The organism is Massilia sp. IC2-278, assembly GCF_020708045.1.
In the GTDB taxonomy this organism is placed as follows: Bacteria; Pseudomonadota; Gammaproteobacteria; order Burkholderiales; family Burkholderiaceae_D; genus Telluria.
The window spans coordinates 859,200-870,488 of record NZ_JAJFES010000001.1; the positions used below are offsets into that span (position 1 = coordinate 859,200).

The window sequence follows — 11,289 nt, forward strand, 5'->3', positions numbered from 1 at the left end:
GGACCTCTCTGACTGCGTACATCGAGGCTGATTTCGCGCAAGTTTTCCTGCGGACTGACGGAATATTTATGAGCACAGCTGCATATAAGAAATGCAAGCAGAAGGTGAAGTGCTTAACGGACTATGCCCGGGGCCGCTGGCATATTGGATTCAAACTCGTCAATAGGAGGCCATCATGTCCGACAATCTGCAAAACCGCGGCCAACAAGACCGTTCCCGTATCAACGTGCACGAGGACTACGAAGTGCGCCACTGGACCGAAGCGCTGGGCGTGTCCAAGGAAGAGCTCGAAAAAGCCGTGAAAGCGGTCGGCCCTTCGGTCAGCGCCGTGCGCGAACACCTCGGTAAAAAGTAAGACGCAGCTTCCCCCGGACGCTTCGTGCGTCCATCCCCTGCCGCGCCTGGCCCGGCTTCCGGCCCGCCAGCCGCGGCAGCGCACCCGGCGGCCCGCGCCGCCGGCGCTTGCCGCCATTCGTCCGCGCGCCCTTGCGCCACCTCTTCCATGAAAGGAGCCCAATGTGGATATCCGCGCCTTTATCGCATCCCTCGACATCTCGCTGACGAACGCCCTGTTCGCCGCCGGCCTGGCAGTGGCCGCCTTCCTCGCCATCCATACCGCGCTGGTCCTGTTCCGGCGCCGCCTCGACCAGCTGAGCGACGAAGCCGCCCACCGTCCGGTCGCCGAAGTGCTGCGCCGCACCCTGGCCCGCACCAGCAACCTGGTGGTGCTGGCCACCGCCATCCTGATCGGCCTGTCCGCCCTCGACCTGCCGCCGCCCTGGAACGCGCGCGTCGGCCACCTGTGGTTCCTGACCCTCGGCCTGCAGCTGGCGATCTACCTGCACAATGCGGTCAAGGTCACGGCCAGCCGCTACTTCCGCACCCATTCGCATCACGGCAACGACGGCCAGGTGACGATCGCCCACACCCTCATCATCTGGGTGCTGCAGACGGCGGTCTGGGTGATCTTTGCCCTCGCGCTGCTGTCGAACATGGGGATCGACGTCAGCACCTTTGTTGCCAGCCTCGGTATCGGCGGTATCGCCATCGCGCTGGCGGTGCAGAACGTGCTGGGCGATCTGTTCGCCTCGCTCTCGATCGCGCTCGACAAGCCCTTCGAGGTGGGCGACTTCATCTCCACCGGCAGCATCTCGGGCACGGTGGAAAAGGTCGGCCTGAAGACAACCCGCATCCGCGCCTCGAGCGGCGAGCAGATCGTGATCTCGAACGCCTCGCTGCTGAAGGACACGGTGTCGAACTTCAAGCGCATGCAGACGCGGCGCGTGGTGTTCAACCTGCGCGCCCATCCCGACACGCCGGCGGCGCTGGCGGCGAAGGTGCCGGAGGCGGTCAAGGCCATCATCGAGGCGCAGGACCAGGTGATCTTCGGCCGCGCCCACCTGAGCAAGTACGACCAGAACTTCATCGAGTACGAAGTCGTCTACACCATGCAGACCGCGGACTACGATTTGTTCATGAATACCCAGCAGGCAATCCTGCTGGCGGCGATGCAGATGTTCGCCGAGCTGAACATCTCGACCGCGCCGCGCGCCCAGCAACTGCTGCTGCAGGAAGCGCTGGTCGACGCCGCACCCGAACTCCCGGCCGAAGGCCGGGTCCGACCGCCGGCAACCCTGCGCAGCCTGCCGCATGGCGCCTGAGGTTCCGGTCCACCAATCGATTGACGCAAGGAGGAATGTTTCGATGAACCAGCCCACGCAACAACAGCAGCCACCCGGTACTGAATCGCAACTGACGCCGAAGGCCGACCACGGCGAGACCAGCTACCAGGGTTCCGGCAAGCTCCAGGACAAGGCCACCATCATCACCGGTGGCGACAGCGGCATCGGCCGCGCCGTCGCCCTCGCCTTTGCGCGCGAAGGGGCCGACGTGCTGATCGCCTACCTGAACGAGCACGACGACGCGAAGGAAACCGCGCGCCTGGTCGAGGAAGCCGGCCGCAAGGCCGTGCTGGTGCCGGGCGACATCGCCGACCCGGCCCACTGCCGCGCCATCGTCGACAAGGCGGTGCAGGAGTTCGGCCGCATCGACGTGCTGGTGAACAATGCCGCCTTCCAGATGACGCGCGAGTCGCTGGAAGAGATTCCCGACGAAGAATGGGACTACACCTTCCAGGTGAACATCACGGCCATGTTCCACATCTGCAAAGCGGCGGTGAAGCACATGAAGCCGGGTTCCTCGATCATCAACACCAGCTCGATCAATTCCGACAAGCCGAAGCCGACCCTGCTCGCCTATGCCACGACCAAGGGCGCGATCGCCAACTTCACGGCCGGCCTGGCCCAGCTGCTGGCGGACAAGGGCATCCGCGCGAATTCGGTGGCGCCGGGGCCGATCTGGACACCGCTGATTCCGTCGACCATGCCGCCGGAGGAAGTGGAAAGTTTCGGCTCGCAGGTGCCGATGAAGCGGCCGGGGCAGCCGGCCGAAGTGGCGCCGGTGTACGTGATGCTGGCGTCGGACCAGGCGAGTTATGTGTCGGGTGCGCGGATCGCGGTGACGGGTGGGACGCCGATTTTGTAAGCTTCGCACCAGCCCGTAACGGCGACGGTACGGTGGGCACTCCGTGCCCACGCGGAAGCTGGCGCGGTGTTGGCGTCCGAGCCGATCGAAAAACAAGCGCCGCGTTGACGCATCCAGAAGCGTCAACGCGGCGCTTCCGTTTCGGCGTATTACAGCGCTATCACCGCGCGCCATTCCGCGTGGGCACGGCGTGCCCACCGTACGGTTCAAGCCATCGGCTTCGGCGGCGAATCGACCCCCGCCATTCCGTTGAAGCCCAGCAGCGTCGATGGACGGATCAATATTCCGGCGCCGGAACCGGCGTCGGCGGTGGTGGCGGCGGAATCTCTTCCTCCGGCACCGTCTCCACTTCCACCGCCTCGTCTTCCACCGGCGTCACCTCGACCGCCTCATCCGCCGGCACGCCTTCGTTCAGCTCCTCTTCATCGATGAACTCTTCCTCGGGCTCCGCGCGCCGGTGCACCGGTTCCGGCTTGCGCCCACCCGGGAACAGCGCCTCCTTGTCGATCTTGCCCTCGTCCAGCGCGGTCTTGAAGAAGTCGCCGACCAGCAAGATCGCGTTGTGCCCGCCCTGCCCCCAGTAATTGCTGCGCATGGTCACGCGGTTGTCGTTGAAGCCGACCCAGGCCCCGGCCACCAGGTTCGGATGCATCAGGATGAACCAGCCGTCCGCATTGTTCTGGGTGGTGCCGGTCTTGCCGGCCACGTCGCCGGTCACGCCGAAGCGGTAGCGCACCGCCGTACCCGTGCCGCGGTTGACCACCCCGCGCAGGATGTCGATCAGGGTCTCGCTCGCGGCCTGCGACATGGCGCGCTCCGACGCCACGGTGGCGAAGTCGGCCACCACCTTGCCGTCGCGGTCGAGGATGCGGCGCACGAACACCGGCTTGCGGTATTCGCCCTGGGCGGCGATGGTCGAATAGGTGTTCACCATTTCCAGCAGCGTCACCGGGCTGGTGCCCAGCGCCAGCGAAGGCACGGATTCGAGCTTGCTCTGGCGGATGCCCATGTTTTTCGCCAGCTTGATCACCGACGGCAGGCCGACGTCCTGCATCACCTGCGCCGTGATCGTGTTCTTCGAGTGCACCAGGCCTTCGCGCATCGAGATCTGGCGCCCGCTGGTGCCGGACATGTCGGTCGGGCGCCAGACCTTGCCGTTGCCCATGTCGAATTCCATCACCGTGTCGACATAGGTCTGCTCGGGCGGGATGCCGTTTTCCAGCGCCGCGCCGTACACGATGGGCTTGAAGGTCGATCCCGGCTGGCGCGCGGCCTGGGCCACGTGGTCGTACTGGTCGCGCGCGAAGTCGCGGCTGCCGACCCAGGCCTTCACTTCGCCGGTGGCCGGGTCCATCGCCACGAAGCCGGCTTCCAGGCGCGACTTGCCCTCTTTCAGCTCGCGCATGAACGTGCGGTCGCCCTTCAGCCGCTTCAGGGCTGCGGCAGGTGCCTCGCCGCCTTCCACCGCGCGCCGGTACTCGCCGCTTTCGCGGACAAAAGCGTCCAGTTGCGCGGCATGCGACAGCCAGTAATAGTCGAAGGGCTTGATGTTCGGGCGGATCGCCGCGTAGGTGCCGGTGGAGCTGGAATTCGGCAGGCCGGGATTGGCCCATTCGACGTCGGCCACCGCCTGCAGCGCGCCGGCCTGGCGCTCCACTGCGCGCAGCGCCGCCTGCTGCAGCTCGGCGTCGAGCGTGGTCTCGACGCGCAGGCCGTCCAGCTGCAGGTCGTAGTCGTTCTCGTCGGCCCATTCGAGCAGCCACTTGCGCACGTGGGCGGTGAAGTGGTTGTCGCGTCCGCTGCGGTCCAGCTGGCGTTCGAAGCGCAGGCGCAGCGGGCGTTTCGTCAAGGCCTTGAAGCGCTTCTCGTCAAAGGCGCCGTGCTTGTACATCTGGCCCAGCACCACGTTGCGGCGGCCGAGCGAGCGCTCGGGATTGGTCACCGGGTTGTAGTAGTAGGTCCCCTTCAGCATGCCGACCAGGGTCGCCGCTTCCAGCACGTCGAGTTTCAGGGCCGGCTTGCCGAAATAAGTGCGCGCCGCCATCTCGATGCCGCGCGCGTTGTACAGGAAGGGCACCGTGTTCAGGTAAGCCTCGAGGATCTCGGTCTTGCTGTAGGTGTTCTCGATCTTGATCGCGGTGATCAGTTCCTTGAGTTTGCGGTTGATGCTGCGCGCACGGCCGATCTCTTCGGGGAACATGTTGCGCGCCAGCTGCTGGGTGATGGTCGAGCCGCCCTGGGCGTCGCCCTTCAGGCTGGCCACGAGCGCGCCGGCGATGCGCGTGAAGTCGACGCCGTGGTGGTCGTAGAAACGATGGTCTTCGGTGGAGATCAGGGCGGTGACCACGTGCGGCGACACCTGCGACAGCTTTACGCGCTCCTGCAGCCCTTGCTCGAAGGTGCCCAGTTCCTTGCCGTCGCTGGAGACCATCACGCTCGGGCGCGCACTGCTCACCTGCTTCAGGTCGTCGATGCCCGGGGTGAGCGGAATCAGGATCATCAGATAGACCAGCAGCGCGATCAGCAGCGCCGCGAAGGACCACAGCCCGATCAGGACCGCCTGTTCCCAGCGCGGCCGCCCGTCGAGGATGCCAAGCGCGTGCCGGAAGCCCGCCCGCGCCTTGTTGCCTGCGCCATGAATCCATGTTGTCGCCTGCCGGCGGATGCCGCGCTCTTGCTCGCGTTCTTGTTGTTCTTCCTGGTCCACTGGTGTCCTTGCCTGCTGTATTGCGTTCTGTATTGCGCTGAATGGCAAGTATAGCCGACCCCGGCCAAGTTCCTGACTTGCAACGGCACGCGTGCAGCGTTACCAAAATTAGAACGGTTTCCGCTATGATAATGGTATGTCCCAACAGAACAACCAAGGCGAGGCGGACGGGCTCGCTCCCGAAACCCGGGTATTGCGCCAATTCCGTATCGTCTTCAATTCGGTGAAAAGCCATTTCCGCCAGGTCGAGCGCGACGCCGGCCTGGGCGGCGCCCAGCTCTGGGCCCTGTCGGTGATCGCCCAGTCGCCCGGCATTGGCGTGACCGAGCTGGCGCGCGCCCTCGACATCCACCAGTCCACCGCCAGCAACCTGGTGCGCGCACTGAGCGGCCGTGGGCTGATTGCCAGCGCACGCGAAGGCCAGGATCGGCGCGGCGTTGCCCTGCGCACCCTGCCCGCCGCCGACGCCGTGCTGCAGCGTGCGCCCCAGCCTTTCGTAGGTGTGCTGCCCGACGCCCTGGCCAGCCTGGATGCGGCCACCCTCGCCCGCCTCGAGCACGACCTCGCCATGCTGATCGTGCGCCTGGCCGCCGACGAAGCCGACGCCCATGTCCCGCTCGGCCAGGCCTGAGGCCTGGCGCTAGCTCTTAGACCGGAAAATCCTCGCGGAAGCGGCGCAGCGCCGCATCGACGATGCCCTCGGTGCTGCCCGCTTCCTCGTGCGCCGCGCGCAGGAAAGCGGCGTCGCTGCCGGTATGGGTTTCGTTGTACAGGTGTTCCAGCGCCGCCTCGCTGCCCAGCGCCTTGGCGTGCGGCTCGAGGTGGCGCAGGGTCGTCAGGATGTCTTCGCGCAGCGAGATCGTCTCATGGGTCTGCGGGTGCACCAGCGTGCCGTCCAGCCCGAAGCGGCAGGCCTGGAAGCGGTTGTAGTTGTAGACCAGGTAGTCGTCTTCCTGCGGCGGCGGTTCGTTCCGTTCAAGCAGGTGCCGACACAGCGCCTGCAGGTAGCAGGCCAGCGCCGCGGCGCGCTCCACCGTCAGCGGCGTGTCGCACACGCGCAGCTCGATGGTGCCGTACTCGGGCTTCGGGCGCAGGTCCCAGTAAAAATCCTTCATGCTGCGCACGATGCCGGTGTTTTCCATGCGCCTGAAGTAGTCGCGCTCGAATGCCTCCCAGCTGAGCAGGAAAGGCGCGCGGCCCGACAGCGGGAACGCGAAGACCGAATTCAGGCGCGCCGAATTGAAGCGGGTGTCGCTGCCCTGCAGGAAGGGCGAGGAGCTCGACAAGGCGATGAAGTGCGGGATGTAGCGGTTCAGCGCATGCAGCAGGAACAGCGCCTCGTCGCCCGAGCCGCAGCCGATGTGCACGTGCTGGCCGAACACCGTGAACTGCTTGGCCAGGTAGCCGTACAGCGCCGACACTTCGCGGAAACGCGGCTTGGAAAAGATCTTCCGCTGCGACCACTGCTGGAACGGATGGGTGCCACCGCCGCACACGCCAACGTTCAGGCGGTCGCCGGCGCGCAGCAGGGTGTCGCGGATCTCGCGCAATTCCTTCAGCAGTTCGCCGTGGTGGGTATGCACGCTCGAATTAATCTCGATCATGCTCTCGGTGATCTCGGGCGTGACGTTGCCGGGGAAAGGCGCGCGGCCCAGCAGTTCCAGCATGTCGGGCGAGGCCGCCACCAGGTCGAAGTCCGACAGGCTGACCAGTTGCAGTTCCAGCTCCACGCCCATGGTGAGCGGCTGGGATTGGGCGAATTGTTCGAGGGCCATGTCAAGCCTCCTTTCCGGTGCGGGTTTCGTTGGCCCAGATCACGGCGCGTTGCGTGAGGATCGGCCCGGCGACGTCGAGCAGCAGCATTACCGCCGCCAGCGGCGCCAGGCTGTCGAACAGGTCGACGCCGGTCCAGCGGGTCTGCTCCATCAGCAAGATGGCGAACACCGCCATCGGCGTGAGCGCCAGGCCGGACAAGGCGCCCTTGCGCGCCGAAATGCCCGACACGCGCGCGAACGCGGTGCAGATGCCGACCTTCACGACGGCGCGCACCGCCACCAGCAGCAGGCCCAGGGCCAGGCCGCCGCCGATCTGCTCGACCTCGACCTTGGTGGCCACAAAGAAGAACATCAGCACCGTCAGCAAATCGCCCAGCACGCCGAAGTTGCGCTGGGCCGGGCTGAGGGCGATGCGGCGGTGGCGCGCCACCAGGCCGAAGGTGAGTGCCGCCAGCACCGGCGACAGCGGCAGGACGGAGGTGATCGCCACCAACAGCACCACCGCCAGGGCAAACGCCAGGGTGCCGTCGCGCGAGGCGTCGATGATGCGCAGCCAGAGCGGCACCAGGGCGCCGAACAGCGCACCCAGGCCGCTCGACGCCACCAGCACCAGCGCGCTGCTGCCGGCGGCGTGGGTCAGGTCGCCCGAGGTCTGGAACACGCCGATGCCGACCACGATGTTGAAGGTGAAGACCGCCATCACGCAGTTCAGGGCGGTGAGGTGCATGGCCCGTTCCGTTACCTGGCCGGACGCGCCCTGCTCGTTCAGCACGCGCAGCAGGCCGGCCGGGGAACTCGACATCGCCAGCGAGGCCGTCAGCGCGGCGGGCAGGCGTTCCATGCCGAACCAGGACGCGACCAGGTAGACGGCGCCGAAGGTGCAGATCGCTTCGAGCAGCGAGGTGAGGACGATCCAGGGATTGTTCTTCAGCCAGCGCAGGTTGATGCGGTAGCCGAGCTCGAACAGGATCAGGCCGAAGCCGAGGTTGGCCAGCCACATGAAGTTCTTGGCTTCCGAGGGCGGCAGGTAGCCGGCGGCCAGGTTGCCGAACACGAAGCCGGCCAGGCCGTAGACGGCGATGCGCGGCAGCGCGGTCCAGCGGTAGACCAGTTCACCGGCCATCCAGGCAAGCGTCATGGCCAGCGGCCAGGCGAGTTGGAGACCGAGGTCGGAATAGTCGAGCATGCACATCCTCCAGGCAGTGCGGAAGCACGAGCGCCTGACAAAGATTCCATGGCTGCTTCACACCGTCTTGCCGTGGCAGCGTGCCGTCCTGGACGATGCTCCCGCCGTGAAGCCTTTGTCAGACGCCTGGGTGCGCCACCGGGCGGTGGGCCTCCCGCAAAAAACGGCCCCCGGGGTGCCCGGGGGCCCAAAAGAAACGTGTAGTACGCCTCATCGCTGATCGCGAGCCCGCCAGTGCGGCGGCTCCGATGGGCTCTATATTGCCTGAGAAATATTCTACTGGCAATTATATTTGGGTAAATGTATTGATGACTTGGTACCCTTCTATTTCACCTGTGCCAGCTCGCAACGTGAATGCCTGCCCTTGACGGTGCAGCTGTTGCGCTGCCTGCCGTCGCGGTCCATCACCAAGACCCGCCAGGCATCCGGGCCGGTACGCTCCATCGTCATGAAGCCGAAGCCGTCGATCCACGAGCTCATCGTCTCCACGATGGCGCCCGGGGCCGGCGTCTGGCCCGGCGCTACGCTGGCGGGCAGCGGCACGATGTCCTCGGCGGTGCCCGAGAAGCCGGCCACGAACTGGGTCGGGTGCGGCGTCGAGAAGCTGGTCTGCTCCCACAGGTGCACGTGGCCCGACAGCAGCATGCTCACCGAACGCGGGAAGTAGCCGGGGTCGACGTCGCCGAAGGCATCCAGCAAGCCCTTGTCGCCGCCGAACAGGGTGATCGCGCCGGTCTGGGCGTCGCGGTTGGCGCCGAAGGCGAACAGCGGATGGTGGTCGACGCCGATGTTGTACTGCGCGTTCTTCGCCAGCGCCTCGACCTTGCGGTAGGTGTCGGCATAGCGCGCGCGCCGTACGTCGCTCTTCGGCAGGCCCTTGTAGCTGGTGTTGGCGGTGTCGAAGACGATCAGCTGCGCCCCGCCGCCAAGCGGCACGGCGTAGGGGTCGCTGTAGTCGCCGCTGGCGTCATTTTCCGGCTTGTCGCAATCGCGGCCGGTCTCGAAGGCACGCGGATCGAGGTAGCGCCACCAGCCCTGCCCGCCCCGCGCGCAGTTCTCGTGGTTGCCGCGCGCAACCACCCAGGGCGCCGCCGCCAGCAGGGACTTCGCCGGGGTGAAGAAGTCGGCGGCCCAGGCATCGAAGCCATAGCCGTAGGGACTGCCGGCGCAGCCCGGACGGTCGCTCGGGCACGGGTCTTCGCGGTAGTGGTAGTCGCCGACGTGGATCACCAGGTCCGGCCGGAAGGCGGCGGCGCTGGCGGCGACCGTGGAGAACGGGAATGCTTTCGGATCGTTACAGTCCTGGAAGTCCTTGCCCTTCAGGCGGCAGCCGGTGTCGCCGATGACCACGATGCGTTTCGGCTCGCTCTTCGGAACCGGCAGCGGCTTCCCGGCCACCTGCGCCGTGAAGCTGCCGGCCGGGATCGGCGCCTCGCAGGTCAGTACCGCGCTCGAGGGCGGCGTGTGCGGCTGGCCGGCGCGCGCCGGGATAGGCGAATACGGCACGCGCACGCGCATCGGGATCAGGTGGCCGTCGACCTGCAGCGGCGGGCAGGCTTGCGCGGCAGTGATCACGCGCGCGATGGCCTGGCCGTTTTCGCCGATCAGCACGAAAGCGGATTCGGTGTGGGATGGCGCGGGCGTGTACGCCGCGCAACCGGCCAGGGTGGCTACGGCGGCCAGCGCCGCAAGTCGTGAAGAGGAGATCAAGGTCGGCTGCCTTTCCTGCAAAAGTGCCGAATGTAGCACAGCCGTATGACGCGCCTGTGAAAGCCCGCGTAACGAAACCGCCCCCGCCGCGCGCCGTAGTACCATTTCAACAAACACAACAATGGAGACCGGTTTGAGCATTCCCGTCTGGTTGCAAGCAGGCTTGTGGGGCCTGGTCGCCGGCGGCGCCCTGCTGCTTGGCGCATTCGCCGGCTACAAGTTCGCTGTCCCGCCGCGCCTGATTGCCGCCATCATGGCCTTCGGCAGCGGCGTGCTGATTTCGGCCCTCTCGTTCGAGCTGATGGAAGAAGCCTTCCACACCGGCGGCTTCACGGCCACCGCGCTCGGCTTCCTCGGCGGCGCGGCGGTCTACACCCTGGCCAACTGGTGGCTATCGCACCGCGGCGCCAGGCACCGCAAGCGCTCGGGCGACCAGCAGCCCACGCCCGACGAAGGCGGCAGCGGCGCGGCGATTGCCGTCGGCGCCCTGCTCGACGGCATCCCGGAATCCATCGTCATCAGCCTGTCGATGCTCGGCGGCGGCAAGGTCAGCATGGTGGCGGTGGCCGCGATCTTCCTGTCCAACGTGCCCGAAGGCTTGTCGAGCGCAGCCGGCATGAAAAAGGCCGGGCGCTCGGCAGGCTACATCTTCGGCATCTGGGGCGGGATCGCCCTGGCCTCGGGCGTGGCGGCACTGGCGGGCTACACGGTGTTCGAAGGCTTTTCGAACGAAGTGGTGGCGGCGACCACCGCGGTGGCGGCCGGGGCGATCCTGGCGATGCTGGCCGATACCATGATTCCCGAGGCGTTCGAGGAGGCCCACGATTTTGCGGGGCTGATCACGGTGGCCGGCTTCCTGTCGGCCTTCGCGCTCAGCAAGATGGGCGGCTGAGCGGCTGAGCGCCTTAGCCCAGCATATCCCAGAGCACCGCAATGCCCTCGAACACGGCAACGCAGGCCAGCGGAAACGCGTGTTCGCCCCGCGTGGCGGGCCTGGGTACGAACACCAGGCGGCCGCGCTCGTTTCCTCGCATGCCGTCCACGTTGCGCACCAGGCGCCGGCACAGGAAGCAGGCGTAGTGCCCGGCCGGTATGATGAAGAAGATCGTGGTTATGAACAGGAGGCCCCCGAGTTGCGCCGGCTCGATCGGGCGAAAGCGCACGCCGAACAGGGCCGCGCACAGGAACAGCATGCCGGTCAGGCCGGCGAACGCGGCGCCGATCCTGCCCTTGGCCGGCCAGGGCAGGACGATGCGGCTGGCCTCGATCGGCCGCCGCCGATTTCCTCGGCCAGGTAGTGCAGCAGCGTCGAATGCGCCAGGTAGAACATCAGGAAGGCGAAGCAGAGGATCAGAATCAGGGCCATG

11 protein-coding genes are annotated in these 11,289 nt (G+C 66.6%); 5 read left to right on the top strand and 6 right to left on the bottom strand.

Translation table 11 applies throughout. From position 1 onward, the window contains the following. Positions 1-175: 175 nt before the first annotated feature. The 3 genes from LK540_RS03725 (at position 176) to LK540_RS03735 (ending at position 2,544) form a co-directional block, all read left to right on the top strand. Positions 176-355: a DUF3606 domain-containing protein gene (locus tag LK540_RS03725; RefSeq protein WP_229435679.1), complete on the top strand. Its 180-nt coding sequence runs from the start codon at positions 176-178 to the stop codon at positions 353-355. 163 nt (positions 356-518) lie between these two features. After that, complete coding sequence (locus LK540_RS03730) at positions 519-1,661, top strand: mechanosensitive ion channel family protein (RefSeq protein ID WP_229435680.1); 1,143 nt, start codon at positions 519-521, stop codon at positions 1,659-1,661. Between the two features lie 43 nt (positions 1,662-1,704). Beyond that, positions 1,705-2,544 (top strand): glucose 1-dehydrogenase, encoded by an 840-nt coding sequence (locus tag LK540_RS03735; RefSeq protein WP_229435681.1) that lies wholly within the window; start codon positions 1,705-1,707, stop codon positions 2,542-2,544. 277 nt (positions 2,545-2,821) lie between these two features. On the opposite strand, the gene LK540_RS03740 is transcribed toward LK540_RS03735, so the two are convergent. Next, the gene (locus tag LK540_RS03740) at positions 2,822-5,251 is read right to left on the bottom strand and encodes a transglycosylase domain-containing protein (protein ID WP_229435682.1); all 2,430 of its coding nucleotides are present in this window, start codon (positions 5,249-5,251) and stop codon (positions 2,822-2,824) included. Between the two features lie 136 nt (positions 5,252-5,387). Between LK540_RS03740 and LK540_RS03745 the strand changes: the two genes are divergently transcribed. Beyond that, entirely contained in the window at positions 5,388-5,882 is a 495-nt protein-coding gene (locus LK540_RS03745; RefSeq protein WP_229435683.1) for a MarR family winged helix-turn-helix transcriptional regulator, read from the top strand. A gap of 16 nt (positions 5,883-5,898) precedes the next feature. On the opposite strand, the gene LK540_RS03750 is transcribed toward LK540_RS03745, so the two are convergent. From LK540_RS03750 to LK540_RS03760, 3 genes are all read right to left on the bottom strand, one after another. Further along, positions 5,899-7,026, bottom strand: coding sequence for a YbdK family carboxylate-amine ligase (locus LK540_RS03750; protein ID WP_229435684.1), 1,128 nt, complete (start codon positions 7,024-7,026; stop codon positions 5,899-5,901). A gap of 1 nt (position 7,027) precedes the next feature. Beyond that, the gene (locus LK540_RS03755) at positions 7,028-8,212 is read right to left on the bottom strand and encodes a cation:proton antiporter (RefSeq protein WP_229435685.1); all 1,185 of its coding nucleotides are present in this window, start codon (positions 8,210-8,212) and stop codon (positions 7,028-7,030) included. 324 nt (positions 8,213-8,536) lie between these two features. Then, positions 8,537-9,922, bottom strand: coding sequence for a metallophosphoesterase (locus LK540_RS03760; RefSeq protein ID WP_229435686.1), 1,386 nt, complete (start codon positions 9,920-9,922; stop codon positions 8,537-8,539). Positions 9,923-10,055: 133 nt separating this feature from the next. On the opposite strand from LK540_RS03760, the gene LK540_RS03765 reads away from it, so the two are divergent. Beyond that, positions 10,056-10,814 (top strand): ZIP family metal transporter, encoded by a 759-nt coding sequence (locus LK540_RS03765; protein ID WP_229435687.1) that lies wholly within the window; start codon positions 10,056-10,058, stop codon positions 10,812-10,814. Positions 10,815-10,827: 13 nt separating this feature from the next. Here the strand turns inward: LK540_RS03765 and LK540_RS03770 are convergent, their stop codons facing one another. Together LK540_RS03770 and LK540_RS03775 are read right to left on the bottom strand one after the other, a co-directional pair. Beyond that, positions 10,828-11,115: a hypothetical protein gene (locus LK540_RS03770; RefSeq protein ID WP_229435688.1), complete on the bottom strand. Its 288-nt coding sequence runs from the start codon at positions 11,113-11,115 to the stop codon at positions 10,828-10,830. A 5-nt stretch (positions 11,116-11,120) separates the two neighbouring features. After that, positions 11,121-11,288, bottom strand: a complete 168-nt coding sequence (locus LK540_RS03775; RefSeq protein WP_229435689.1) for a hypothetical protein — start codon at positions 11,286-11,288, stop codon at positions 11,121-11,123. Between the last annotated feature and the right edge of the window lies 1 nt (position 11,289).

Excerpts from the sequence above, each read along its gene's own strand:
- LK540_RS03725 (WP_229435679.1), top strand. The coding sequence starts at position 176 with ATGTCCGACAATCTGCAAAACCGCGGCCAACAAGACCGTTCCCGTATC.
- LK540_RS03735 (WP_229435681.1), top strand. The coding sequence starts at position 1,705 with ATGAACCAGCCCACGCAACAACAGCAGCCACCCGGTACTGAATCGCAA.
- LK540_RS03745 (WP_229435683.1), top strand. The coding sequence starts at position 5,388 with ATGTCCCAACAGAACAACCAAGGCGAGGCGGACGGGCTCGCTCCCGAA.
- LK540_RS03750 (WP_229435684.1), bottom strand. The coding sequence starts at position 7,026 with ATGGCCCTCGAACAATTCGCCCAATCCCAGCCGCTCACCATGGGCGTG.
- LK540_RS03755 (WP_229435685.1), bottom strand. The coding sequence starts at position 8,212 with ATGCTCGACTATTCCGACCTCGGTCTCCAACTCGCCTGGCCGCTGGCC.
- LK540_RS03770 (WP_229435688.1), bottom strand. The coding sequence starts at position 11,115 with ATGCTGTTCCTGTGCGCGGCCCTGTTCGGCGTGCGCTTTCGCCCGATC.
- LK540_RS03775 (WP_229435689.1), bottom strand. The coding sequence starts at position 11,288 with ATGGCCCTGATTCTGATCCTCTGCTTCGCCTTCCTGATGTTCTACCTG.